The following is a 25607-nucleotide window of genomic DNA, read 5'->3' on the forward strand; positions in this document are numbered from 1 at the left end:
CTGTTAAAGCGGAATATGTCTACTAAATGGCTGCTGGAGTGATTATTTTGTCCTCCAGATTTTTATATAAAAGATAAAAAAGGTGATCCTATGGCGAATGATCATGTGCTGACCGCCGAGCAAGTAATCGAAATGACAAGCAGATATCTGAATGATGAGCATGTGGCAATGGTGCAGAAGGCATACGACTTCGCAAGAGATGCCCATCATGACCAGTTTCGGAAGTCCGGCGAACCCTATATTATCCATCCGATCCAGGTTGCCGGGATTCTCGCTGATCTTGAAATGGATCCTGCAACGGTGGCGGCTGGATTCCTTCATGATGTCGTTGAGGATACTGAAATAACGCTCGAAGATATTGAAGAGGCATTTGATTCTGAAGTGGCCATGCTGGTTGATGGAGTGACCAAGCTTGGTAAAATTAAATATAAGTCGCATGAAGAGCAGCAGGCGGAAAACCACCGCAAAATGTTTGTGGCGATGGCACAGGACATCCGCGTCATCCTTATCAAACTTGCCGACCGGCTGCATAATATGCGTACCCTCAAACACCTTCCACAGGAAAAGCAGCGCCGGATTTCCAACGAGACGCTGGAGATTTTTGCCCCGCTGGCTCACCGGCTTGGAATTTCGAAGATCAAATGGGAGCTTGAAGACACAGCGCTGCGCTATCTCAATCCCCAGCAGTATTACCGCATCGTCAACCTGATGAAAAAGAAGCGGGCGGAGCGGGAGGAATATCTTGATGATGTGATCCAGGAAGTTCGCGGCCAGCTTAAAGATGTGAAGATCAAGGCCGAAATTTCCGGCCGTCCCAAGCATATTTACAGCATTTACCGGAAAATGGCCCTTCAAAACAAGCAGTTCAACGAAATCTATGATCTCTTGGCTGTCCGGATTGTGGTGAACAGCATTAAGGACTGCTACGCGGTACTTGGCATCATCCATACATGCTGGAAGCCGATGCCTGGACGTTTCAAGGACTATATTGCCATGCCGAAGCCGAATATGTACCAGTCGCTCCATACGACCGTGATTGGCCCTAAAGGTGATCCTTTGGAAGTGCAGATCCGGACGTTTGACATGCACAGGATTGCTGAATTCGGGATTGCGGCCCACTGGGCGTATAAAGAGGGGAAACCGGTTGAAGAGGGGCTGACCCTGGATAAAAAGCTTACATGGTTCAGGGAAATCCTTGAGTTCCAGAACGAAACCGCCAATGCGGAAGAGTTTATGGAATCACTTAAAATCGATTTGTTTTCCGACATGGTGTTCATTTTTACGCCAAAGGGGGATGTCATCGAGCTTCCGGCCGGCTCGGTACCGATTGACTTTGCCTACCGAATCCACTCGGAAATCGGCAATAAGACAATTGGCGCCAAGGTGAACGGCAAGATGGTCACCCTTGATTATAAGCTGAAAACGGGGGACATCATCGAGATTCTGACCTCCAAGCATTCCTATGGCCCAAGCCGTGACTGGCTCAAGCTCGTCCAGACCTCCCAGGCTAAAAACAAAATCCGCCAGTTCTTTAAAAAGCAGCGGCGAGATGAAAATATCGAAAAGGGCCGCGAGCTGGTTGAAAAAGAGATCAAGGCCATGGATTTTGACCTGAAGGAAATCCTGACCGCCGAGAATCTGAAGCGTGTTGCCGATAAATTCAATTTTTCGAATGAGGAAGATATGTACGCTGCAGTTGGCTATAACGGCGTCACTGCCCTTCAGGTGGCAAACAGGCTTACCGAGAAATGGCGCAAGAAGCGCGACATGGAGCAGGAGAAGGATCTGGCGAATGCCGTCTCCGAATTAAAGGCGCTGCCTCAGGTGAGGAAGCGGGAATCCGGAGTCAGGGTCTCAGGAATCGACAATCTTCTTATCCGTCTGTCCCGCTGCTGCAATCCGATCCCAGGCGATGATATTGTCGGCTTCATTACGAAGGGGAGAGGGGTCTCCGTCCACCGTTCTGACTGTACGAACATCAATACGGATGATGCGCAGGCGCGCCTGATTCCGGTTGAATGGGAAACAGCGCTCAATGACCGGAAGGAATACAATGTCGATATTGAAATTACCGGCTATGACCGGCGCGGCCTCCTGAATGAAGTCCTTCAGGCCGTTAATGAAACCAAAACGAATATCTCTGCCGTATCAGGCAAATCAGACCGCAACAAAGTCGCGACCATCAACATGTCAATCGCGATCACAAACGTCAGCCACCTCCAAAAAGTGGTAGACCGAATCAAGCAAATCTCTGACATCTACTCCGTCAGAAGAGTACTCAACTAAAGCACTAAAGGGTGCCTGACCCCCGCCCAGGTAATGCGTTAATGCAAGAAAGAGTGCCTGACCCTCAGCGCGTTAACGCGCTTTAGGGTCAGGCACCGTTGTGTAAGGAGTTTTTAGGATGCGTGTTGTTGTTCAGCGTAGCAAGGAAGCCAGGGTTACGGTTGGTGACAGGGTGACGGGTTCGATTTCGAGCGGTTTCGTCGTCCTTGTGGGTGTGACCCATGAAGATACGGAAAAGGATGCCGCCTATCTTGCGGATAAGGTGGCCAACCTTCGTGTGTTCGAAGACGAGCAGGGTAAGATGAACCTTTCCCTCGTTGATGTCGGAGGACAGGTTCTCTCGGTTTCGCAGTTTACCCTCTATGGGGACTGCCGCAAGGGAAGGCGTCCCAATTTCATGGATGCCGCACGCCCCGATCACGCCAATGTCATTTATGAAGCATTCAACTCCAAGCTCCGCGAAATCGGCGTCACGGTCGAAACCGGAGAGTTTGGGGCGATGATGGATGTACAGCTTACCAATGACGGGCCGGTAACTTTGATTATTGAAAGCAAATAACAGCGAACCAAAAAGGGAATCCACTATTGCGGATTCCTTTTTTTGGTGTTTAGTGGTGTGCTTCTTCTAGGTTTGCATCTGAGTCCATTGTGTGCGTAAATGCTGTGGCTGCTGTCACAAAAGGGACACAGGTTTTTCAAATAAACAGAATAATTGATGCAATAATCCAGGCTACTGATTCAATAATCCTATTCTGTGATGCAAAAACCCGAATTTTTGAAGCAATAACGCAGTCCTGCGTTAAAATCTCCTCATTTTTTGATGCAATAACCCATTCCTGCAGTTAAAACCTCCTCATTTTTTGATGCAATAACCCATTCCTGCAGTTAAAACCTCCTCATTTTTTGATGCATTACCCTGTCCCTCGGTGGAAACCTCTATCTCTTAATCTGTCTAACATCCAAAAAAGGGATACCAACCGACCTAAATGCGGCTGTATCCCCAATTTTTAAATAAATATAATCTCTGATTCCCGTGAACTGCCTGCCCTATTGCCCGCTCCCCTTGAAATACTTCGCGAGCCCTTCAAAAATTCCGGCTGCCACGGCCTCCTGGTACTGGGGCGTGCTTACGAGCATCTCTTCGGTGGGATTGCTCAAGTAGCCGAGCTCAAGCAGCGTGGATGGCCTCTGGTTTTCCCGGAGCACATGGTAATCTCCCTGGCGGACACCGCGGTCGCGCAGGCTTGTCCTGCTGCTTACAGACGAGTGAACCTCTGTGGAGAGCGTCCTGTGGGAAGAGTTGTAATAGTAGGTGGTCATCCCTCTGACACTGCGGTCGGCAATGCTGTCATAATGGAGCGAAATGAATGCATCGGCGTTGTGATAATGGGATGCAGACACCCTTGAGCTAAGGGAGAGGTATGTATCTCCATTTCTGGTCATGACGACATTGGTACCGGCTGCCTTAAGTTTATCGTACAGCAGCCTCGCAGTCGCGAGGTTCAGGTGCTTCTCGAGTGTCCCCCGTGCCCCTACGGTGCCGCCATCTCTTCCGCCGTGCCCTGGGTCAATGACGACTGTCTTGTTTTTCATATGAATACCTGCACCCGGCTTTTTGATCTGAACAGCCTGATTTCCGTTTAAGGAAACGAGCCAGCCTGCAATATAGCCGGTGCCGCCATTTGCCAGGGAGATTTGATACCAGTCCCCGTACAGGCTGACTACCTTGAAGCTATCTCCCTGATTGGCCCGCTGGACGACTGATGTATGGACACCCGCTCCCTTGCGGATATTGGTCCCATTATGAAGGACGGTGACACTCTGGTTTTTGACACTGTTCGCGGACGGAGCGGGCGATGAAGCCTTCTTCTCGAAGAACCATCCTGCTGCCCAGCCGGTCCTGCCAGGTTTGTACTCAATTTTCACCCAGTTGTCTTTTTCGGCAAGAATCCTGAATTTTTCTCCCCTGGATACTTGTCCTACGACCTTACCGTTCAGGCTGCCGCTGTCCCTGACATATAGGGAGGAGGCTGTTACGGTCGCTTCTCCTGCTGGCCGGGAAGCTGCTGAACCTGTTTTCAGCGGGCTCGACGTAAAACTCAGGTACTGGCCGCTGACATAGGCGGCTTGCCCCTGATAGATAATCTTTGCCCAGCCATTTTCCTGCGACTGTACCTTTACCTTCGTTCCTTTTGCCAGCTTGCCAATGACTCTGGCATTCAGCGCCGGGCTGACCCGGACATTCAGGTTATCGGCTGCGGCTATGGCATCATTCCCGGCTGCAGGTACACTTTGCTGCCGGCTGCCGTTCATGTTCAAATAATCCTTCGAGACCCAGCCTTCCAGCGAACCATGGCGGATTTTCGCCCATGAACCATTTGTGTTCAAAACAGTAACACTTTGGCCATTCCGGAGTGAACCGGTTGACGCATAGGAGGTGCCGGGGCCTGACCTGACCCTCAGGCTGTCGGCGGCAACGATGCCAGTCCCGGATGCTCCTGCCGAAGGAGCTACTGCAGCTGCGCCTTCCTTCTTGGTGAACCACTCGGCCACCCAGCCTTTCCTTCCGCCTGGCAGACTGATTTGGATCCAGTCTCCTTGCTGTTTGATGATTATGTACTTTTCCCCTCTGTTTGCTTTTCCGACCACTGGATAGCTGAGTCCGGGCCCTTGCCTGACGTTAAGGTTTGTGCCTGTTATCTCCACTGTTCCAGTTGAAGCTTCGGCCGGTTTTGCCGTCTGCAAGCTGCCTATCATAAGAAGAAGGCAAAGAAGGATGACGGCTAGTTTACTATTTTGCAATGACTCTCATCCCCCTGTTAAATTTTTCTTTGAAATTAATTTTACAGGAAGAAAGAACCAAAATCACGATGTATTTGAATCTTCCTAGCAATTCAGGAAAATTTGGCTATTAAATATGCTGAAATATTTTGGCGTTCATGGGCAGAATAGGAAAAGAGACCAAAATGGAAGGTGATTCTATGCGGAACAGTGAGAAAGGATTTTCGGCCCACTTTGGGGAAAACCAGCTTTTCAATATCGATTTGCATGACTTTATGAAACGGGAGCAAAGCTCCAATATGATTGAATTGGCTTCCGAATTCGGTTTGAACCTCCGGGACATAAAAAAACTGAAAAAACAGCTCGAACGTTCTTGACAACAGGAAGCCCGGTCCGTAATATAAGATAAATAAAAAGCGATTATAATATCAATTGCCGTTGATGGGGAAAAGTAGTGAAGATCCACATGAAAAGAGAGGAAAAGCCCGGGGCTGAAAGCTTTTCTGCATGCTGACTTGATGAATGAACACTCCGTAGGCTCTCTTCTGAACCTTGGCTGATGCCATCATTAGGAAGGGACGTATGCAGGCGTTAACTGTTAAAGAGGAAGGCTTTATGCCTTCAATTAGGGTGGTACCACGGGAAGCAAAGGCTCTCGTCCCTTGTTATGACAACAAGGAGACGGGAGCCTTTTTTATTTTACATAAATTTGCAGGGAGGTTGTCACGCATGTCGATCCAAATTCCGCGCGGGACACAGGATATTCTGCCAGGGGAATCCGAGAAATGGCAGTACATTGAGAAAAAAGCCAGGGAGATTTGTGAAAGGTACCAGTATCGGGAAATCCGGACTCCCATATTTGAACATACAGAATTATTCCTTCGCGGTGTAGGTGATACAACCGATATCGTCCAGAAGGAAATGTATTCCTTCACCGATCGAGGCGGCCGCGAAATTACCCTCAGGCCGGAAGGAACCGCTTCAACTGTCAGGTCTTTTGTCGAGCACAAGATGTTCGGCCTGCCAACCCAGCCGGTGAAGCTCTATTACATGGGGCCGATGTTCCGCTATGAGCGGCCACAGGCAGGACGTTTCCGCCAGTTTGTCCAGTTCGGGATTGAAGCAATGGGAAGCAGCGATCCGGCTGTTGATGCAGAAGTCATTTCGCTGGCGATGTCCTTTTACAAGGAGCTTGGCTTAAACAAGCTGAAACTGGTCATTAACAGCCTGGGCGACAAGGAAAGCAGGAAAGCGCACCGGGATGCCCTGATTGCCCATTTCCAGCCGCGGATTGGCGAATTTTGCCGGGATTGCCAAAGCCGTCTTGAAAAAAATCCAATGCGAATTCTTGACTGCAAGGCAGACCGCGACCATGAGCTGATGAAAACAGCTCCATCCATCATTGATTATCTGAATGATGCATCAAGGGAGTACTTCTCAAAGGTCCAGCAGTACCTGGCGGCAATCGGCATTGAATTCGAAGTGGATCCGAACCTTGTGCGCGGGCTTGATTACTACAATCACACAGCCTTTGAAATCATGAGCAACGCTGAAGGATTCGGAGCCATCACAACTCTTTGCGGCGGCGGCCGCTACAATGGGCTTGTCGAGGAAATCGGCGGTCCTGAAACACCGGGAATCGGCTTTGCCCTCAGCATCGAAAGGCTCCTTTCCGCCTTGAATGCGGAAGGCGTCGAACTGCCGGTTGAGCAAAAAATGGACTGCTACCTCGTTTCCCTAGGGGAACAGGCACAGGATTATACTGTAGGCTTGCTCCATCAGTTAAGGGCGGCGGGCTTCTCGGCTGAACGGGATTATCTTGGGCGCAAGATAAAGGCCCAGTTCAAGGCAGCTGATCGCTTTCAGGCAAAATATGTGGCGGTGCTTGGGGATGATGAGCTTGCCGCAAACAAAATTGCATTGAAATCGATGGAAGATGGCACGCAAATGGATTTGCCGCTAAATTCCTTTATTCAAAAATTCACGGAGCTTGCTAAATAAGGGGGAAGCAGAAATGTTTGGCAGAACGTATTTTTGCGGTGAAGTAACGGAAGCCGCAATCGGTGAAACAGTCACATTAAAAGGATGGGTCCAGAAACGCCGCGACCTTGGCGGGTTGATCTTTATCGACTTAAGGGACAGAACGGGAATCGTACAGATTGTCTTCAATCCTGATGTTTCACAGGCCGCGCTAGAAATGGCAGAAAAGGTAAGGAATGAATATGTGCTTGATATCAAAGGGAAAGTGGTTGCCAGGGAAGAAGGAACCGTCAATGGAAACCTGAAAACAGGTAAAATTGAAGTGGTTGCCGAAGAACTGACGATCATCAATGAAGCGAAGACACCGCCGTTCACCATTGCCGATAAAACGGACGTTTCCGAAGATATCCGCCTGAAATACCGGTATCTTGACATGCGCCGTCCGGTGATGTTCGAAACGTTTAAAATGAGGCATGAAACCACGAAAGCGATCCGCAGCTTCCTTGACGGCGAGGGTTTCCTTGATGTCGAAACGCCGATCCTGACAAAAAGCACACCGGAAGGAGCAAGGGATTACCTTGTGCCAAGCCGTGTCCATCCGGGCGAGTTCTATGCTTTGCCGCAGTCGCCGCAGATTTTTAAACAGCTGATGATGGTAGGCGGGTTTGAGCGGTATTACCAGATCGCCCGCTGTTTCCGCGATGAAGACCTGCGGGCCGACCGCCAGCCGGAATTCACGCAAATCGATGTGGAAACAAGCTTCATGAGCCAGGAAGAAATTTTATCGCTTACCGAAAGAATGATGCAGAAGGTGATGAAGGACGTCAAGGGTCTTGAAATTGAAGCGCCTTTTAAGCGGATGTCCTATGACGAAGCGATGGGCCGGTATGGTTCCGACAAGCCGGATACCCGCTTTGGGCTAGAACTGGTAGACCTGTCCGAAGCGGTCAAGGACTCTGGGTTCAAAGTGTTCTCGGCAGCAGTCGCTGGCGGCGGGCAGGTAAAGGCGATCAACGTCAAAGGTGCCGCAGGCAAGTACTCCCGCAAGGATATTGACGCGCTCACCGAGTTTGTTGCTGTCTACGGGGCAAAAGGGCTTGCTTGGCTGAAGGCAGAAGAAGAAGGGCTTAAAGGGCCAATCGCCAAGTTCCTTGATGAGGAAGTCCAGCAGACTATCACGTCCCTGCTCCAGGCTGAAACAGGTGACCTGCTATTGTTTGTGGCTGATAAAAAGAGCGTTGTGGCCGATGCGCTAGGTGCTCTGCGCCTGAAGCTTGGCAAGGAGCTAGAGCTTATCGACCAATCGAAGTTCCAGTTCCTGTGGATTACAGACTGGCCGCTCCTTGAGTATGCAGAGGAAGAAGGCCGTTATTATGCGGCACATCATCCGTTCACAATGCCTGTACGAGAGGACCTGCCAATGCTTGAAACCGATCCAGGCAGTGTCAGGGCCCAAGCCTATGACCTTGTCCTGAACGGCTATGAGCTTGGCGGCGGCTCGCTGCGTATCTTTGAAAGAGATGTCCAGGAAAAGATGTTCTCGGTGCTCGGGTTCACAAAAGAGCAGGCAGAAAGCCAGTTCGGATTCCTGATGGATGCCTTTGAATATGGCACACCGCCGCATGGAGGGATCGCTCTTGGGCTTGACCGGATGGTGATGCTGCTTGCAGGCAGGACGAACCTCCGCGATACCATCGCCTTTCCAAAGACGGCAAGTGCCAGCGACCTCTTGACCGAAGCTCCAGGAGAAGTCAGTTCCGAACAGCTTCAGGAATTGAGTCTGTCACTGAATCTTAAAAAAGAGAAGGAATAAACTGGCAGTCCATTTACTTGAAATTCAAATTCTTCTGTGATATTATTTTGTTAAACATAAGAGTCCTGATGTGTTCGTTGTCCAACCTGAAGTTTTGACCGAACATTATGTACTTCGGGAGTCCGGGGTTTCCAGGCTGAGCACATGCCCCTGTGGATTGGGGACTTGCAAGGCCAGGGACAGGACACCCACCTGCTGAGAGCGGGTTCAAAACGAAGGCATTTAATCGACGGCACAATTGGGGCTCTTATACCCTACATAGCAAACCAGCTCCATGCAGATCTGCATGGAGTTTTTTTATGTTTTTACCCTTTTAAATTTTCTTGTTTTTAAAAGAAAGTATGATATATTGTTTAGCGGGTATAAGATTAGTACGTGGAATTTAGCAGATTTGGAGTGAGTGGAATGCTTCATCAATTTTCGAGAAATGAACTGGCCATCGGCAAAGAAGGCCTTGATATTATGAAAAACAGCACGGTGGCGGTCCTTGGGGTTGGCGGTGTCGGTTCGTTTGCGGCCGAAGCCCTCGCCCGTTCAGGCGTAGGCAGGCTGGTCCTGGTCGACAAGGATGACGTCGATATCACCAATGTAAACCGCCAGCTGATCGCTTTGCTGTCAACTGTCGGCCGGCCAAAGGTCGAGTTGATGGAGGAGCGCATCCGGGATATCAATCCTGATTGCGAAGTCATCGCCCTGAAGATATTCTACACCGAAGAAACGTATGAGCAGTTTTTCGACTATGGACTGGATTTTGTCGTCGATGCTTCCGATACGATTTCCTATAAAATCCATCTGGCAAAGGAATGTCTGAAACGCAATATTCCGTTCATCTCCAGCATGGGTGCGGCCAACAAGATGGACCCGACCCGTTTCCGGATTGCCGACATCTTCAAGACGCATACAGACCCGATTGCCAAAGTGATCAGGACGCGTCTGCGGAAAGAAGGGATTCGCAAAGGATTCCCGGTCGTGTTCTCGGACGAAAGCCCGATTATCAGCCGTGAAGACGTCAATAAAGTGGTCGGCAAGCAGGATGCCCCGATCAGAAAAGCGAAAATGCCGCCATCCTCCAATGCATTCGTGCCATCCGCCTGCGGGCTGATCATGGCAAGCTATGTTGTAAGGGAGCTTCTGAAGGATATTGAAATCCGGCGCGTGAATGATTAAAAAGAAGGTCCGCAACTCCCATGGTTTGGGTGCGGACCTTCTTGTTATTACGGCTCTGTTATTATTCATTGTTGATTCTCATAGAGTTGAAAATTATTAAGCGGAAAATTTCCAGTTATTGACGCAAATTTCACCTTAATAAGCGGAAATAAGGGGAAGAATTCCCCTTACCTTCTCAAAATAAGGCTGAATCCATAGATTTCAATCTCTATAACCGGAAAAACTCCTTCTATTTTAAGGAAAATTTGGGGGTTTTCCGAATTAACCGGACTTTCTCCCTTTATTTTTTCAATTTGAGTAAATCAACATTCAGCTATAGCAGGGCAATTTTTATAGGAGTCAGCTAAGACAGCTATTTCCTCGCCCCCATGATCTTCTCATACACCATTGCCAGCGCCTGCTCGAATTTCCCCGTCTTTTTTGGCTTGAAATACACTTTTCCTTTTAATTTGTCAGGCAGATACTGCTGCTTGACCCAGCCGCCTTCATAATCGTGCGGATAAAGATAGCCGATTCCGCGCCCTAGCTCTTTTGCGCTTTTATAATGGGCATCGCGCAAATGGTCGGGCACTTCGCCGCTTTTGCCTGCCCGGATATCACTTAACGCGGCATCGATCGCCAAATAGGCAGAGTTGGATTTCGGTGATAAACACAATTCAATCACAGCGTTGGCAAGCGGAATCCTTGCTTCCGGGAAACCTACCCTTTCCGCGGTTTCAATGGCAGCAAGCGTCCGTGCCCCGGCCTGCGGATTGGCGAGGCCGACGTCTTCATAGGCGATGACCAAGAGTCTTCTGCTGATGCTGACCAGGTCTCCGGCTTCAATCAATCTTCCAAGATAATGAAGCGCCGCATTCACATCGCTTCCTCTGATTGATTTCTGAAACCCGGACAAAACATCGTAATGGGCATCGCCATCTTTGTCATGCGCCAGGCTTTTTTTCTGCATGCATTCTTCAGCCGTGCCGACATCGATGAAAATCTGCCCGCCAGCATCGGGCTTCGTTGAAAGGACGGCAAGCTCAAGCGCATTCAGCGAGCTGCGAACATCTCCATTCGAAGCATTCGCAAAGTGCTCTAGTGCTTCAGGAGACACCTCGGCCTGATAATTCCCGAGGCCTCTCTCCTTGTCTTGGAGCGCACGGAGCAAAGCGGTCTTTATTTCGTCCGGTTCAAGAGGCTTAAGCTCGAAAATCTGGCATCTGCTCCGGATGGCCGGATTAATGGCGTGATACGGGTTGCTGGTTGTTGCCCCGATAAGGGTGATCATGCCATTTTCAAGATAAGGCAGCAGAAAGTCCTGCTTGGCCTTATCAAGCCGATGGACCTCGTCAAGAAGCAGGATGACCTTTCCCGACATCTTTGCTTCCGCAGCCACAATTTCCATATCCTTTTTGTTGTTTGTCACGGCATTCAGGGTCCTGAATGCATAATTGGTGCTTCCTGCTATCGCAGAGGCGATTGAAGTCTTTCCAATTCCAGGCGGTCCGTATAAAATCATCGAGCTGAGCTGCCTTGCCTGGACCATTCGGTAGATGATTTTCCCTTCACTGACCAGGTGGCGCTGGCCGATGACTTCATCGATGGTCCGCGGCCTCATCCGGAAGGCAAGCGGCTTTACGTTCATGTACTCTCACTCCATTACCTTTGAACATTTGATATAACTCTACCACACAGGGAAGAAAGGGCAAATGCATATGTTTCGGCAGATATGATATAATGGCTAATGTCTATCTTTTTACTATGATATTAAATAGTGGAGGCCTGTACAGAAATACGCTGCAGGCTATCATACAATAAATGACGGAAACTTGGAAATAATGGAAAAGGAATAATAGGGGGCTGGACGATGAAAATATCGACAAAGGGACGTTATGGAATGACGATCATGATTGAACTCGCCAAAAGGCATGGCGAAGGGCCGATTTCGCTAAAGGCGATTGCCCAGGCCAATGGTTTGTCGGAGCACTATCTGGAGCAGCTGGTGGCACCGCTCCGGAATGCCGGGTTTGTGAAAAGCATCAGGGGGGCCTACGGCGGCTACGTACTTTGCAAGGAGCCTTCCGAAATTAAAGCGGGCGATATCATTCGTGTGCTTGAAGGGCCGATCTCCATCGTCGAGGGAATGGAAGACGAGGAGCCGGCCAAGCGCGAGCTATGGCTCCGCATCAGGGATGCCGTCAAGTCAGTGCTTGACAATACAACAATCGAGGATCTGGCCAACCACACGCCTTCAGCGCGTGACAACGAGTCGGATGCCTACATGTTTTACATCTAATAAACCTCATGCAAGAAGAAGGTGGCAACTTTGGATAGAATATATTTGGATCATGCGGCGACAACGCCGATGCACCCTCAGGTTATCAGCAAAATGATGCAGGTTATGGAAACTCAGTTCGGGAATCCGTCCAGCATCCATTTCTTTGGCCGTGAGACAAGGCAAATTTTGGATGAAACAAGACAGATCCTCGCTGACAGCATTGGAGCAAAACCCGGGGAGATAATCCTGACAAGCGGCGGGACAGAAGCGGATAACCTCGCCCTGTTCGGCTACGCGGAAAATAACAAAGAAAAAGGCAAGCACATCATTACTACAATGATTGAACATCACGCTGTCCTTCACAGCGCCCATGAACTGGAAAGAAGGGGTTTTGAGGTCAGCTATCTTCCTGTTGACGAAAAGGGCATCGTTTCGGCAGAGGCTTTGAAGGACGCCTTGAGGGAAGATACCATCCTCGTGTCGGTGATGTACGGCAATAACGAAGTGGGAACCCTGCAGCCCGTAAAGGAAATCGGGGAACTTCTTTCAGGGCACCAAGCTGTATTCCATACGGACGCAGTACAGGCCTATGGAATAGAAAAGCTGGATGTCGAGGAATTGAAAGTGGACATGTTGTCCGTCTCCGCCCATAAAATTAATGGTCCAAAGGGACTTGGCTTCCTGTATGCAAGAGACGGGGTCCGCCTGTCAGCAAGGTCTTTCGGCGGCGAGCAGGAGAGAAAGCGCCGGGCTGGAACAGAAAACGTCCCGGGTATTGCCGCCTTTGGCGAGGCAGCCAGATTGGCGCTGCAGAACGCTGAAGAAAAGCGAAAGATGTATACAGGGTTTAAATCTGCTTTTATGGAAATTTTAAAAAAGAATGAAATTTTGTTTGCAGTGAACGGATTACTTGAAAAAAGCATGCCACATATTCTAAACTTAAGCTTTCCCGGCACGAATGTGGAAGCGATGCTGGTCAATCTGGACCTGGCAGGAGTTGCCGCTTCAAGCGGGTCGGCATGTACAGCAGGATCAATCGATCCATCGCATGTTCTTGTCGCCATGTTTGGAAAAGAGTCGGAGCGTTTGACCAATTCCATCCGTTTCAGCTTCGGCCTGAACAATACGATGGAACAGATTGAAACAGCAGCGGAGGAAACGGCCAGGATCGTCCGCAGGCTGACGCAGCGGTAAGTGCACTGGGATAAGGGCCTGGTCCCTAAGGAAATATCAACAAGAGAGGTGAGACATAATCATGGATAAATCACCTAAAGATACGAGAGTGGTTGTCGGAATGAGTGGAGGGGTTGATTCCTCGGTCGCCGCATTGCTTTTAAAACAGCAAGGTTACGATGTGATCGGCATCTTCATGAAAAACTGGGATGATACCGATGAAAATGGCGTCTGTACGGCCACTGAAGACTATAATGATGTCATTCGCGTCTGCAACCAAATCGGAATTCCATATTATGCAGTCAATTTCGAAAAACAATACTGGGATAAGGTTTTTACCTACTTCCTGGATGAATATAAGGCGGGCCGGACGCCTAATCCGGACGTTATGTGCAATAAGGAAATCAAGTTCAAGGCATTCCTGGAGCATGCGCTGAACCTTGGTGCGGATTATCTCGCAACCGGGCATTATGCGCAGGTCGAGTTCCGTGACGGAGAGTATAAAATGCTCCGCGGCCTGGATGAAAATAAGGACCAGACTTATTTTCTCAACCAATTAAGCCAGGACCAGCTGAAGCGTGTCATGTTCCCAATCGGCAGCCTTGAAAAATCAAGGGTACGCGAAATCGCCAGGGAAGCCAATCTCGCCACGGCGGCCAAAAAGGACAGTACGGGCATTTGCTTTATCGGGGAACGGAACTTTAAGGATTTCCTGAGCAACTATCTTCCTGCTCAGCCTGGCAATATGGAAACGCTGGAAGGGGAAGTCAAGGGCAAGCATGATGGCCTGATGTACTACACCATCGGCCAAAGGCACGGTCTTGGCATCGGAGGCTCCGGAGATCCGTGGTTCGTGATTGGCAAGGACTTGAAGCGGAATATCTTGTTTGTCGGACAGGGCTTTGATAATAAGAATCTTTATTCCGATTATATAAATGCCGTCAACATCAGCTGGGTTTCCGACAAGACAAAGCCTCAGGAATTTGAGTGTACGGCCAAGTTCCGCTACCGCCAGGATGATAACCCTGTCACTGTCGAACTTCTCGAGGATGGACAGGCAAGGGTTGTTTTCAAGGAACCAATCCGGGCTGTCACTCCGGGGCAGGCAGTGGTCTTCTATGATGGCGATGAGTGCCTCGGCGGAGGTACAATTGATGAAATCTACAAGGATGGCAGCAGGCTGACTTATGTCGGCTGATGATGCTCCCCGGCTCCCGATTGGGAAGCCGGGGATTTTTTCAGTTGGAACCCTTTCCTGCTGGAAGGATGGGAGAATCAGGATACTAGAAAAAGCATCGTGATCCTGCTGGGACCACACCTTCAATAATGATATACTTGACGAAAGAATGGAGCGTGGAATGATGGATAAAAATCAGGAAGGCATTCAATTTATGCAGGAAGGCAAATGGGAAGAAGCAGCGCGGGCGTTCATGGAAGCGATCGAGCAAAATCCCCAGGATGCGGTTTCCCATATCAATTTCGGGAATGTCCTCACTGCTGTAGGCGAAACGGAGAAAGCACTGAAGTTCTATGACCGTGCGCTTGAGCTTGATCCTGAGGCTGGTGCTGCCTATTTTAGCAAAGGGAATCTGTTTTATGACCAGGAATGCTTTGAAGATGCCAAACAGAATTTTGAACAGGCCCTAAAGAAAGGCCTCGAGTCTGGAGATAATTACTTTATGCTTGGAATGACTCTCCTGCAGCTCGATCAGGCGCGCTTTGCATTGCCATACCTGCAGAGAAGCACAGAGCTGCTGCCGGAAGACTCCGAAGCTCTCTTTCAATATGGCTTATGCCTGGCGAGGGAGGAGTATATCGATGAGGCTGTTGGGGTCCTTGAGCGTTGTGTGGCTCTTGACCCGGGGCATGCTGATGCCTTCTACAACCTTGGAGTGGCCTACGGGTTTAGGGAAGATGCTGAAAAAGCGCTGGAGATGTTCAACAAGGCGCTCGAAATACAGCCTGACCATCTGCTGGCGGGTCATGGAAAAAAACTGATTGAAGCCAATATGTAATAAGACGAAACGGAAGGAGAAGGGGGGCATGCTGAATGGACAGGCAGGATTCGCTTGACCTGTTTTCTGAACAGGGAACATACATAAAAGGCCGGCACCTGGTGACGATTTTTCATAATGAACAAAATGCGTATACCGTCCTCAGAATTCGGGTGGATGAGACAAACGACGAATATGACGACAAAGAGGCGGTCATCACAGGATATTTTCCTCGTATCCATGAACACGATACATATGTTTTTTTCGGGGATTTCAAAGAGCATCCGCGATTTGGCGTCCAGTTCCATGCCACCCATTTCCGCAAGGACCTGCCGCAGTCGAAGCAGGGGATCATCACCTACCTCTCGAGCGACCTGTTTAAGGGAATCGGGAAGAAAATCGCCGAGAGCATCGTCGACACGCTCGGAGAACACGCGATTACAAGGATCATGGAAAACCCTTCGCTGCTTGACAGCATTCCCAAGCTTGCACCGGATAAAGCAAAAGCTTTGTATGAAACATTAATGGAGCATCAAGGTCTTGAACAGGTCATGGTAGCTCTGAATCAATATGGTTTCGGACCCCAGCTGTCGATGAAAATTTACCAGGCCTACAGGGAACAGGCAATTGAGCTGATCCAGGATAATCCCTATAAGCTTGTCGAAGATATTGAAGGAATTGGCTTTGGCCGGGCTGATGAGCTGGGCCGGCAGCTTGGCCTTACCGGCAAGCATCCGGAGCGGATCAAGGCTGCCTGCCTTTATATACTTGAAACGTCCAGCATCCAATCCGGGCATGTCTATATGGAGGCTGAGGCACTCCTTAAGGAAATCAAATCGCTGCTTGAGGAAAATGATCCCCAGGAAGTAGAGTTCAATGACATTTCAAACGAGATTGTCAAACTCGGAGAAGAAGGGAAAATCATTGTCGAAGAAAGGAAGGTCTTTCTTCCTTCACTGTATTTTTCTGAAAAAGGGCTGGTTTCAAACATAAAACGGATTTTGTCACAGACGCAGTATGAAGACCAATTTCCACAATCGGAATTCCTGCTTGCGCTTGGCAATCTCGAAGAAAGGATCGGCGTCCAGTATGGTGCGAGCCAGAAGGAGGCCATCCAGACGGCTTTGATGTCTCCGATGATGATCCTAACCGGCGGCCCTGGTACAGGTAAAACGACGGTCATCAAGGGGATCGTCGAACTTTATGCCGAACTTCACGGCTGCTCGCTGGACCCAAAGGATTATAAAAAAGAAGAGCCATTTCCGTTCCTGCTGGCGGCTCCGACGGGCAGGGCGGCAAAACGGATGACGGAATCGACAGGGCTCCCGGCTGTCACCATCCACAGACTGCTGCGCTGGAATGGAGCCGATGGCTTTGATCATGATGAAGACCGTCAATTGGAAGGGAAAATTTTGATTGTCGATGAAACGTCCATGGTGGATACGTGGCTAGCTCATCAGTTGTTTAAAGCTCTTCCTGACCAGATTCAGGTTATCCTGGTCGGGGATGAGGACCAGCTCCCATCTGTAGGTCCCGGGCAGGTGCTGAAGGACCTTCTGGACTCCGGCAGGATCCCCGTGGTCCAGCTTGTGGATATTTATCGCCAGGCCGAGGGGTCATCGATCATTGAACTTGCACACCAGATCAAACAGGGCAGCCTTCCGAGCGACCTGACTGCCCAGCAGGGGGATCGCTCCTTTTTTCGCTGCCAGGCAGGGCAGATTGCCCAGGTGGTTGAAAAGGTTGTGGTCAATGCGAAGAAAAAAGGCTACAGCGCAAAAGAAATCCAGGTGCTGGCTCCCATGTACAGAGGGCCTGCGGGAATTGACCGCCTGAACCTGCTGATGCAGGAAATCCTTAACCCGAATGACGGGACGCGGAAGGAGCTGGCTTTTGGCGATGTGAAATACCGCGTAGGGGATAAAGTCCTTCAATTGGTCAATCAGCCTGAAGCAAATGTTTTTAACGGGGATATGGGCGAAATTGTCGCGGTTTTTTATGCGAAGGAAAATACGGAAAAACAGGACCAGATTGTCGTTTCTTTTGAGGGGAATGAAGTAACTTACACACGCCAGGAACTTTCGCAGATTACCCACGCCTATTGCTGTTCCGTACACAAAGCGCAAGGCAGCGAGTTCCCGATCGTTATTCTGCCGGTGGTAAAAAGCTACTATCGGATGCTTCGGAGGAATCTGCTGTATACAGCGATTACAAGAAGCCGTCAGTTCCTGATTCTTTGCGGTGAAGAAGAGGCGTTCCGGCTTGGAATTGACCGGGCGGAGGATACGAAACGAAATACCTCCCTTGTCGAGAAGCTTGTGGAGGCTTTCCCTGAAGCTGGCGACAAGCTGCAGCGCCGGCCGGAAAAAGGCGAAATGCAGGAATCTGGCGATGAGAAAAGGAAGCTTACTTATATGGAAGAGCTGTTCCGCGCCGATCCGATGATAGGAATGGAAAACCTTTCACCTTATGATTTCCTCGAGGAAAGCCGAAACTAAAAAATGTTCGGAAAGGTGGGACTCGCTTTGCGGACATTTTCCATGGTAAAGGGTCTGCCTGTCATAGATGTTGGCTCCGGCGAAAAGCTGGGGGAAGTTGCGGACCTTAATGTCTCAGGTGACGGCAAAGTTCTTGGACTTCTCCTGAAAAGAGGAAGTCTTCTCAGGAGAACCTATCTTGTCCCTGTTGCCAGCATCCTGGCCTGCGGTGAGGATGGTGTGATGGTCGATGGAGCAGATTGTCTTGAACTGCTGCAAACCAGGCCTGAATTCACTATTGAACATGAAGGACGGCTGGCGGGGCGAATGATGATTTCCAGGCAAGGACAGGAACTGGGGCTCCTTAATGATGTATATTTCAGCGAAGAATTGGGCACGATTGTAGGGTACGAATTAACGGATGGCTTTTTTTCGGACTTGATGGAAGGAAAGCGAGTAGTCAATCCTGTTGCTCCCCCTGCAATCGGAAAAGATGCCATCGTTGTTAACGTAGAGAACGAATGTTAACGAGGTGAGCATGGATGCTATCGTGCCCAAATTGCCAAAGCAAGGATATCGGGAAAATAGGGATCAATCAGTATTACTGCTGGAACTGCTTCATTGAATTGTCGCTTTCAAAAGGCGTCATTCATACACATCAGGTCGAAGAGGACGGGTCGCTAAGCTCCCTTGATGATCTTTTCGACGAGGAAGATCGCATGTACGGGATGTAACTCGCCGAATTCGGGGGAGCTTTCCGGCTCAACTAAATTTGGGACGAGGTGAGGCGCATGAACCGAGTAGTAACATCCGCACTGGTCATGGGAGCAGGAGTAGCTGCCTACAGTTATATGCAAAGGAATGGCATGATGAACAGGCGCCAAATGAAACAGCTTCAAAAAAGAATGGCTAAATTGTTTTAACACCTGGTCCCCTGTCGTGATGCAGGGGACCATTGTTTTATTGCGGCAGCCCCTTTAGTGAAAGTTTCCTCTATGCATATTCTCCTCTTCTCGTCTAAAAATAGTCGTAGGAGGTGAGGGTGTGGATATTCCAGTGAAATGGTTTTACAGGCTGGGGTTCTTGTTATTATTATTTATTGTCCTATATATATTTCTAAAATTGCAGGCGCTCTGGATTCCGGTCCTTCGGGTGGGGGCCACGCTGCTGCTGCCATTTGCCATCGGAGGGTTCATTGCCTATCTCCTCCATCCTGTCGTGGAAAGGCTCCATGGCCGGGGGCTCCACCGCGGAGTCTCTGTATTGATTATCTATCTCCTGTTTTTTGGAGGTGTCGGTATCGTGGTTTACGAGGGCACTCCCTTATTCATCCATCAACTGCGGGACCTTTCGGAAAATATTCCGTTTTTTGCCTCCCAGTATCGGGAGTGGCTGCTTGGGATTGAATATGAGACATCCAGATGGCCTCCCGCCATACAGGAAAGGATTGAAGAAGGCATCACGGGTGCGGAGGCAGCCCTTGAAGGAATCCTTGCTTCCATAATGGAAATGCTGAAGGGCATCCTGAATTTCCTTGTCCTCATTGCCATCATCCCGTTCATTGCCTTTTATATGCTGAAGGATTTCGACCATATGAAGAGGTTCGCCTGGTATATGACTCCTTCATCGTGGCGTGACCGGGGGAGGCATTTCTTGCGGGAAGTTGACACATCCCTTGGGAGCTATATACGCGGCCAGCTCCTGGTATGCCTGATCATCGGGGTGTTAAGCGCATTGCTGTTTCTGATTGCCGGCATGCCTTACTCCCTGCTGCTTGGCCTCATTGTCGGCATCACCAATGTGATTCCCTATTTCGGACCGGTCATTGGGGCTGTTCCCGCTGTCATCATCGCCGCAACCATCTCGATGAAAATGGTTGTAACCTGCCTAATCATCGTGTTTGCGCTTCAGTTTCTTGAGGGAAACATCCTTTCTCCGCTGATTGTCGGCAAAAGCCTGCATATGCATCCGCTCGTCATCATGCTTGCCCTTCTTGCCGGGGGCGAAATCGGCGGGGTTGCCGGGCTGATTCTGGCTGTACCGGTCCTGGTCATCCTCAGGGCGGCATTGCTTCATGCAAAGGATTATATCAGAATGAAACGGGCACAGATTCCGTAAATCCATTTGACAAAGGGAATCCAGCTTTTATATAATTCGGCTATAGCATTAAAATGATGAACATGTTGAAGGATCGAGTACGTTGCAGACCATCGCATAGAGAGGAATTCCCGAGGCTGAAAGGAATTCCCGGTGAAGGGCAGCGGAAGGCTAATCCGGAGTGCAGCTAAACACTGCCGTCACAGCCGCGTTAAGGCGTTTTGAGAGATGGATGCATCTGCATCCATAATCAGGGTGGTACCGCGAGTAAGCTCTCGTCCCTGTCCAGGGATGGGGGCTTTTTTTGTGCCCGGAGGACGTTCGTCATGGCCGGCAGACTTCAAGAAACAGCCGTCTTTAGCTTTTTGCCCCAGGAAGGATATTCCTGTAGCAGGCAAGTTCTACATAATAATAACGATAAGGAGGGAGCTGTATGAAACAGCTAACAGGTTCGGAAATCAGGCAGATGTTTTTAGAATTTTTTAAGGAAAAGGGTCATTCCGTGGAACCTAGTGCATCGCTCGTACCGCACGAAGACCCATCCCTGCTCTGGATCAACAGCGGGGTAGCGACATTGAAAAAATATTTTGACGGCAGGGTGATTCCAGCCAACCCGCGGATCACGAATGCCCAGAAATCGATCCGTACAAACGATATCGAAAATGTTGGCAAGACGGCGCGCCACCATACCTTTTTTGAAATGCTCGGGAACTTTTCCATCGGCGATTATTTTAAAGTTGAGGCCATTGAGTGGGCCTGGGAGTTCCTGACAGATGACAGATGGATTGGCTTTGATAAGGAAAAGCTCTCCGTCACCATCCATCCCGAGGATGAGGAAGCATTTGAGATCTGGAGCAAGCAGATAGGTGTTCCTGAAGAGCGGATCATCCGTCTTGAAGGGAATTTCTGGGACATCGGGGAAGGCCCGAGTGGTCCGAATACGGAAATCTTTTATGACCGCGGACCTGAATACGGGAACGATCCCGAAGATCCCGAGCTATACCCGGGAGGTGAAAACGACCGTTATCTTGAGGTATGGAACCTCGTCTTCTCCGAATTCAACCATAATCCGGATGGCACTTACACGCCGCTTCCAAAGAAAAACATTGATACCGGAATGGGTCTTGAAAGGATGGCTTCTGTCGTCCAAAACGTGCCGACCAATTTTGACACCGATCTTTTTATGCCGATCATAAAGGCTACAGAAGAAATCTCAGGTGAAAAATATGGCAGGAATGCAGAAAAGGATACCGCGTTCAAAGTCATTGCCGACCATATCCGGACAGTTGCGTTTGCTGTCGGTGATGGTGCCCTTCCTTCCAACGAAGGACGCGGTTATGTGCTGCGCCGATTGCTGCGGCGTGCGGTACGCTATGCAAAGAAGCTTAATATCAACCGCCCGTTCATGTTTGAGCTTGTTCCAGTTGTCGGTGAAATCATGACTGATTTTTATCCGGAAGTAAAAGATAAAGTCGATTTCATTGAAAAAGTCATCAAGAATGAAGAAGACCGCTTCCACGAAACGCTGCATGAAGGGCTTGCGATCTTGTCCCAGCTAATCAAGGGAGAAAAGGAAAAAGGAAGCGATACGATTCAGGGAGAGGATGTATTCCGGCTTTATGATACGTACGGTTTCCCGCTTGAGCTGACGGAAGAGTATGCCGAAGACGAAGGCATGAAAATTGACCATGACGGCTTCGAGGCTGAAATGGAGCGCCAGCGAGAGCGGGCACGCTCCGCCCGTCAGGACGTAGGCTCCATGCAGGTCCAGGGAGGAGTCCTTGGGGATGTGAAAGTGGAGAGTGAATTCGTTGGCTATGACAAGCTTGAGAGTGAAAGTAAAGTCGCAGTGCTTGTCCAGAACGGTGAACTAGTGGACGAGGTTACTGCAGGAGGAGAGTTCCATTTCATTCTCAATGTGACTCCTTTCTATGCGGAAAGCGGCGGCCAGATTGCCGACCGGGGAACGCTTGAGGCTGACGGTGTCAGAGTGCTGGTAAAAGATGTGCAAAAAGCTCCGAATGGCCAGAACCTTCACCATGGAGTCGTCGAGTCCGGCACACTTTCCCTTGACACAGTGGTTACAGCAAGGGTCGATCAGGCGAACCGCTCCAAAATCATCAAGAATCATACAGCTACCCATTTGCTGCATCAGGCTCTTAAGGATGTTCTGGGCACACATGTCAACCAGGCCGGTTCCCTTGTCGAGCCAGACCGCCTGCGCTTTGACTTTTCTCATTTTGGGCAGGTGACTCCTGAAGAGCTTGAAAAGGTAGAAACCATCGTGAATGAAAAGATTTGGAACAGCATTGGGGTAGAGACGGACTTTAAACCAATTGATGAAGCAAAGGCTATGGGTGCCATGGCATTGTTTGGCGAAAAATATGGCGACATCGTCCGTGTCGTGCAGGTCGGGGATTACAGCCTAGAGCTTTGCGGCGGCTGCCATGTTCCAAACACATCCGTGATTGGTCTGTTTAAAATTGTATCCGAAGGCGGTATCGGCGCCGGGACAAGAAGGATTGAAGGCGTGACTGGCGAGGCGGCCTATAAAGTGCTCAATGACCAGATTGCTGTCCTTAAAAATGCCGCAGCCAAATTGAAAAGTGCTCCAAAAGATGTAGCTTCAAGAGTTGAAAGCCTGCTGGCGGAAAACAGGCAGCTTCAGCGTGAAAATGAATCATTGGCCGCAAAATTGGGCAATATTGAAGCAGGCAGCCTTGCATCGAAGGTGAAAGATGTCAACGGCGTTCCAGTCCTATCGGCCCGTGTCCAGGCTGCAGATATGAACAGTCTGAGAAATATGGCGGATGACCTGAAGCAAAAGCTTGGCTCGGCCGTCATCCTGCTGGGCAGCTCCGATGGGGATAAGGTGAACCTGATCGCAGCTGTAACAAAAGATCAAGTGGAAAAAGGCTATCATGCCGGAAAGCTGGTTAAGGAAGCAGCCAGCATCTGCGGAGGCGGAGGCGGAGGCCGTCCGGATATGGCCCAGGCAGGCGGCAAGGATCCTTCAAAGCTCGATAATGCCCTGCAAATTGCTGAACAATATGTGAAATCGTTTGATATAAAGGCGAAGTAGTGTAAAATGTAGGTAACTTATGCCTGTCAACGAAAAAAGTGAGGTGCATTCGATGAGCTCTTTTGACAAGACAATGAAATTTAATTTTCCTGAGGAGCCGTTCGAGCATGATGTCAATGACGTGCTTTTCCAGGTATACGAAGCACTTCAGGAAAAAGGGTATAACCCTATCAACCAAATTGTCGGGTATCTTCTTTCCGGTGATCCGGCGTACATTCCCCGCCATCGCGATGCCCGCAACATCATCAGGAAACTCGAACGTGACGAAATCATTGAAGAACTGGTAAAGTCCTATCTTCGTACACAAGAGGAAAAATAGATGCGGACGATGGGCTTGGATGTTGGCACAAAAACCGTCGGTGTCGCTTTGAGCGACGAGCTGGGCTGGACGGCACAGGGGCTTGTAACCCTGAAGATCAATGAGGATAAGAATGAGTTTGGTTTTGAGGAATTAGGAGAAATAATAAAAGAGCACAGCGTCAGCAAAATCGTTGTCGGCCTTCCAAAAAACATGAACGGCAGTATTGGTCCTCGCGGGGAAGCCTGCCAGCGGTATGCCGAAGAATTAAAAAGGCTTTATGATCTCCCTGTCATCCTCTGGGACGAGCGTTTGACCACGATGGCAGCCGAGCGCGTGCTGCTCGAGGCGGATGTCAGCCGCAAAAAACGCAAGAAGGTTATTGATAAGATGGCAGCTGTCATGATTCTGCAAGGCTATCTTAACAGTCAAATTTAATGAGGTGAAAGAAATGGATCACGGTGAAAACAATATTACAGTAGTAGACGAAAACGGAAATGAACAGCTTTGCGAAGTGCTTTTCACATTTGACTCTGAGGAGTTCGGTAAGTCTTATGTTTTGTACTATCCAATCGGAGCAGAAGAAGATGAGGACGAGGAAATTGAAATCCACGCTTCCGCCTTCACTCCTACCGAAGACAATCAGGATGGGGAATTAATGCCAATTGAAACGGACGAAGAGTGGGACATGATCGAGGAAATGCTCGAGACATTCCTGGCAGAGCAGGAAGAAGAATAGAAATTCATGAAACCGGGGAGAAAATTTCCCCGGTTTTTTTGTATGCTGATTTTTGGAAAAAAATGTCGCATGATCTGTTTTATCGTAATTTTTTGCGACTTGCTTGTAGAAATATAGTATAATGGTGCGTGAAATCATTATGTGGTCAAATAGTCGCCCGGAGGGGAAAAGATGTCTGAGGATAAGAAAGCAGAAACTGCCAAGATGAGCAAAAATGAAAAGAAGAAATATATCTACGAAAAGCTTGTTGAACAGCAAAGCGAAGCCAGACTGGTCAGGCGCATTGTCCTGGTTGCGGCGGTTCTCCTGATTTTATTTGCTGCTGCTGCAGGCGCTGGAGGCTATTTTTATATAAACAAAGCTTTGCAGCCAGTAGATGAATCCAATACAAAAGAAGTAAAGGTTGAAATCCCGATAGGGTCCACTGTAACAGGTATCGGACAAATCCTGGAGGACAATGGAATTATTCGCGATGCCCGCCTGTTCCGCTATTACGTCAAGTTCAGGAATGAATCCGGCTTCATGGCCGGCGAATATAACCTGAATCCGTCCATGACCCTGCCCGAGGTTATTGCTTCCCTTAAAACAGGTACCCTTATGCAGGATGTTGTCATGCGGATTACGATACCAGAAGGCAAGCAACTGGCGCAAATAGCCGGAATCATTGCTGAAAAAACGGATTTGAACCAGGAAGAGATCATGAATAAGCTGAACGAAAAGGAATTCATTTCGAAGATGATGGATAAGTATCCCGACCTTTTGACAGAGGACATCCTCGATGAAAAGATTAAATATCCACTTGAAGGGTATTTATTCCCGGCCACCTATCCGTTTTATACGGAAGATCCGACATTGGAGGAAATCATCACAACCATGCTGGACAAAACAAAGGCCGTGGTTGAGGAGTATAGGGGACAGGGAGAGGAAAAAGGCCTTTCTGTCCATGAATTGCTGACGATGGCTTCCCTGATTGAGGAGGAAGCGACCCAGCAAGTCGACCGTGCAAAAATATCCAGCGTATTCTATAACCGCATGGAAACCGGCATGCCGCTGCAGACCGACCCTACCGTCCTGTATGCCCATGGAGAGCATAAGGACAGGGTCTACTATAAGGACCTCGAGGTTGAATCGCCTTATAATACCTATCTGCATAAAGGCCTGCCGCCTGGGCCAATCGCCAATGCAGGGACAACTTCACTGGAAGCGGCCGTGAATCCGGAAGAGACCGACCTTCTTTACTTCCTGGCTACGCCTGAAGGACAGGTGCATTTCTCCAGGACCCTTGAGGAACACAACAAGCTGAAGAACGAACACATTACCAACCAATAATTGACATGAACCGGAGAAATGCTGGGTATTAGCATTTCTCCGTTCTTTGTGCTAAAATAGTACAAGTGTTTTTTTAGCCGTTTTGATAGCGTCATTTACAGTGCCGAGGCTCATGATTGTGCAGTTTGCTC

The 25607-nt window shown here is 49.3% G+C and carries 22 protein-coding genes, 1 other RNA gene and 2 other annotated features; of the genes, 21 read left to right on the top strand and 2 right to left on the bottom strand.

Going from position 1 to position 25607, the window contains the following annotated elements:
* Positions 1-90: 90 nt before the first annotated feature.
* The gene (locus tag WQ57_RS24450) at positions 91-2286 is read left to right on the top strand and encodes a RelA/SpoT family protein (protein ID WP_046526244.1); all 2196 of its coding nucleotides are present in this window, start codon (positions 91-93) and stop codon (positions 2284-2286) included.
* 118 nt (positions 2287-2404) lie between these two features.
* Positions 2405-2845 carry a D-aminoacyl-tRNA deacylase gene (gene dtd, locus WQ57_RS24455; protein ID WP_046526245.1) on the top strand — a complete coding sequence of 147 codons (441 nt, stop codon included), beginning with the start codon at positions 2405-2407 and terminating at the stop codon, positions 2843-2845.
* Between the two features lie 488 nt (positions 2846-3333).
* Here dtd and WQ57_RS24460 read toward each other — a convergent pair whose 3' ends face one another.
* Positions 3334-5088: an N-acetylmuramoyl-L-alanine amidase family protein gene (locus WQ57_RS24460; protein ID WP_241481640.1), complete on the bottom strand. Its 1755-nt coding sequence runs from the start codon at positions 5086-5088 to the stop codon at positions 3334-3336.
* Between the two features lie 179 nt (positions 5089-5267).
* On the opposite strand from WQ57_RS24460, the gene WQ57_RS27085 reads away from it, so the two are divergent.
* From WQ57_RS27085 to WQ57_RS24480, 5 genes are all read left to right on the top strand, one after another.
* Positions 5268-5444, top strand: a complete 177-nt coding sequence (locus WQ57_RS27085; RefSeq protein ID WP_046526455.1) for a hypothetical protein — start codon at positions 5268-5270, stop codon at positions 5442-5444.
* Between the two features lie 52 nt (positions 5445-5496).
* Positions 5497-5733, top strand: a binding site (T-box leader).
* A gap of 63 nt (positions 5734-5796) precedes the next feature.
* Positions 5797-7068 (top strand): histidine--tRNA ligase, encoded by a 1272-nt coding sequence (gene hisS / locus WQ57_RS24470; RefSeq protein ID WP_046526456.1) that lies wholly within the window; start codon positions 5797-5799, stop codon positions 7066-7068.
* A gap of 13 nt (positions 7069-7081) precedes the next feature.
* Positions 7082-8860 (top strand): aspartate--tRNA ligase, encoded by a 1779-nt coding sequence (aspS, locus tag WQ57_RS24475; protein WP_046526246.1) that lies wholly within the window; start codon positions 7082-7084, stop codon positions 8858-8860.
* Between the two features lie 59 nt (positions 8861-8919).
* Positions 8920-9109, top strand: a non-coding RNA gene (ssrS, locus tag WQ57_RS26020) — 6S RNA.
* Between the two features lie 156 nt (positions 9110-9265).
* Positions 9266-10027 (top strand): tRNA threonylcarbamoyladenosine dehydratase, encoded by a 762-nt coding sequence (locus tag WQ57_RS24480; protein ID WP_046526247.1) that lies wholly within the window; start codon positions 9266-9268, stop codon positions 10025-10027.
* Positions 10028-10379: 352 nt separating this feature from the next.
* On the opposite strand, the gene WQ57_RS24485 is transcribed toward WQ57_RS24480, so the two are convergent.
* Complete coding sequence (locus tag WQ57_RS24485) at positions 10380-11654, bottom strand: replication-associated recombination protein A (RefSeq protein ID WP_046526248.1); 1275 nt, start codon at positions 11652-11654, stop codon at positions 10380-10382.
* A gap of 222 nt (positions 11655-11876) precedes the next feature.
* Between WQ57_RS24485 and cymR the strand changes: the two genes are divergently transcribed.
* The 14 genes from cymR to mltG all read left to right on the top strand — a co-directional run bounded on the left by cymR (position 11877) and on the right by mltG (position 25476).
* Entirely contained in the window at positions 11877-12305 is a 429-nt protein-coding gene (gene cymR, locus WQ57_RS24490) for a cysteine metabolism transcriptional regulator CymR (RefSeq protein WP_046526249.1), read from the top strand.
* A gap of 30 nt (positions 12306-12335) precedes the next feature.
* On the top strand, positions 12336-13481 hold the full coding sequence (locus WQ57_RS24495) for a cysteine desulfurase family protein (protein WP_046526250.1): 1146 nt from the start codon (positions 12336-12338) through the stop codon (positions 13479-13481).
* 61 nt (positions 13482-13542) lie between these two features.
* Entirely contained in the window at positions 13543-14658 is a 1116-nt protein-coding gene (mnmA, locus tag WQ57_RS24500) for a tRNA 2-thiouridine(34) synthase MnmA (RefSeq protein WP_046526251.1), read from the top strand.
* Positions 14659-14821: 163 nt separating this feature from the next.
* On the top strand, positions 14822-15475 hold the full coding sequence (locus tag WQ57_RS24505) for a tetratricopeptide repeat protein (RefSeq protein WP_046526252.1): 654 nt from the start codon (positions 14822-14824) through the stop codon (positions 15473-15475).
* A gap of 35 nt (positions 15476-15510) precedes the next feature.
* Entirely contained in the window at positions 15511-17952 is a 2442-nt protein-coding gene (gene recD2 / locus WQ57_RS24510; protein WP_046526253.1) for an SF1B family DNA helicase RecD2, read from the top strand.
* A gap of 27 nt (positions 17953-17979) precedes the next feature.
* A complete protein-coding gene (locus WQ57_RS24515; RefSeq protein WP_046526254.1) occupies positions 17980-18459 on the top strand; it encodes a PRC-barrel domain-containing protein in 480 nt (159 codons plus the stop codon).
* Between the two features lie 14 nt (positions 18460-18473).
* Positions 18474-18665: a hypothetical protein gene (locus tag WQ57_RS24520; protein WP_046526255.1), complete on the top strand. Its 192-nt coding sequence runs from the start codon at positions 18474-18476 to the stop codon at positions 18663-18665.
* Positions 18666-18722: 57 nt separating this feature from the next.
* Positions 18723-18854, top strand: a complete 132-nt coding sequence (locus WQ57_RS26405) for a YrzQ family protein (protein WP_084820376.1) — start codon at positions 18723-18725, stop codon at positions 18852-18854.
* A gap of 121 nt (positions 18855-18975) precedes the next feature.
* Positions 18976-20049 carry an AI-2E family transporter gene (locus WQ57_RS24525; protein ID WP_046526256.1) on the top strand — a complete coding sequence of 358 codons (1074 nt, stop codon included), beginning with the start codon at positions 18976-18978 and terminating at the stop codon, positions 20047-20049.
* 56 nt (positions 20050-20105) lie between these two features.
* Positions 20106-20314 (top strand) — a binding site (T-box leader).
* Between the two features lie 147 nt (positions 20315-20461).
* On the top strand, positions 20462-23110 hold the full coding sequence (gene alaS / locus WQ57_RS24530) for an alanine--tRNA ligase (RefSeq protein ID WP_046526257.1): 2649 nt from the start codon (positions 20462-20464) through the stop codon (positions 23108-23110).
* Positions 23111-23162: 52 nt separating this feature from the next.
* Positions 23163-23429 (top strand): IreB family regulatory phosphoprotein, encoded by a 267-nt coding sequence (locus WQ57_RS24535; protein ID WP_046526258.1) that lies wholly within the window; start codon positions 23163-23165, stop codon positions 23427-23429.
* Entirely contained in the window at positions 23430-23846 is a 417-nt protein-coding gene (gene ruvX / locus WQ57_RS24540) for a Holliday junction resolvase RuvX (protein ID WP_046526259.1), read from the top strand.
* Between the two features lie 13 nt (positions 23847-23859).
* Positions 23860-24147 carry a DUF1292 domain-containing protein gene (locus WQ57_RS24545; RefSeq protein ID WP_046526260.1) on the top strand — a complete coding sequence of 96 codons (288 nt, stop codon included), beginning with the start codon at positions 23860-23862 and terminating at the stop codon, positions 24145-24147.
* A 171-nt stretch (positions 24148-24318) separates the two neighbouring features.
* Positions 24319-25476, top strand: coding sequence for an endolytic transglycosylase MltG (gene mltG, locus WQ57_RS24550; protein WP_084820377.1), 1158 nt, complete (start codon positions 24319-24321; stop codon positions 25474-25476).
* The last annotated feature ends 131 nt before the right edge of the window (positions 25477-25607 follow it).

The organism is Mesobacillus campisalis (genome assembly GCF_000986785.1).
GTDB lineage: Bacteria > Bacillota > Bacilli > Bacillales > Cytobacillaceae > Mesobacillus_B > Mesobacillus_B campisalis.

Bases quoted from the DNA above. Each gene is read 5' to 3' on its own strand.
- WQ57_RS24450 (WP_046526244.1), top strand. From the start codon at position 91: ATGGCGAATGATCATGTGCTGACCGCCGAGCAAGTAATCGAAATGACA.
- dtd (WP_046526245.1), top strand. From the start codon at position 2,405: ATGCGTGTTGTTGTTCAGCGTAGCAAGGAAGCCAGGGTTACGGTTGGT.
- WQ57_RS27085 (WP_046526455.1), top strand. From the start codon at position 5,268: ATGCGGAACAGTGAGAAAGGATTTTCGGCCCACTTTGGGGAAAACCAG.
- hisS (WP_046526456.1), top strand. From the start codon at position 5,797: ATGTCGATCCAAATTCCGCGCGGGACACAGGATATTCTGCCAGGGGAA.
- aspS (WP_046526246.1), top strand. From the start codon at position 7,082: ATGTTTGGCAGAACGTATTTTTGCGGTGAAGTAACGGAAGCCGCAATC.
- WQ57_RS24480 (WP_046526247.1), top strand. From the start codon at position 9,266: ATGCTTCATCAATTTTCGAGAAATGAACTGGCCATCGGCAAAGAAGGC.
- WQ57_RS24485 (WP_046526248.1), bottom strand. From the start codon at position 11,654: ATGAACGTAAAGCCGCTTGCCTTCCGGATGAGGCCGCGGACCATCGAT.
- cymR (WP_046526249.1), top strand. From the start codon at position 11,877: ATGAAAATATCGACAAAGGGACGTTATGGAATGACGATCATGATTGAA.
- mnmA (WP_046526251.1), top strand. From the start codon at position 13,543: ATGGATAAATCACCTAAAGATACGAGAGTGGTTGTCGGAATGAGTGGA.
- WQ57_RS24505 (WP_046526252.1), top strand. From the start codon at position 14,822: ATGGATAAAAATCAGGAAGGCATTCAATTTATGCAGGAAGGCAAATGG.
- recD2 (WP_046526253.1), top strand. From the start codon at position 15,511: ATGGACAGGCAGGATTCGCTTGACCTGTTTTCTGAACAGGGAACATAC.
- WQ57_RS24520 (WP_046526255.1), top strand. From the start codon at position 18,474: ATGCTATCGTGCCCAAATTGCCAAAGCAAGGATATCGGGAAAATAGGG.
- WQ57_RS26405 (WP_084820376.1), top strand. From the start codon at position 18,723: ATGAACCGAGTAGTAACATCCGCACTGGTCATGGGAGCAGGAGTAGCT.
- alaS (WP_046526257.1), top strand. From the start codon at position 20,462: ATGAAACAGCTAACAGGTTCGGAAATCAGGCAGATGTTTTTAGAATTT.
- WQ57_RS24535 (WP_046526258.1), top strand. From the start codon at position 23,163: ATGAGCTCTTTTGACAAGACAATGAAATTTAATTTTCCTGAGGAGCCG.
- ruvX (WP_046526259.1), top strand. From the start codon at position 23,430: ATGCGGACGATGGGCTTGGATGTTGGCACAAAAACCGTCGGTGTCGCT.
- WQ57_RS24545 (WP_046526260.1), top strand. From the start codon at position 23,860: ATGGATCACGGTGAAAACAATATTACAGTAGTAGACGAAAACGGAAAT.
- mltG (WP_084820377.1), top strand. From the start codon at position 24,319: ATGTCTGAGGATAAGAAAGCAGAAACTGCCAAGATGAGCAAAAATGAA.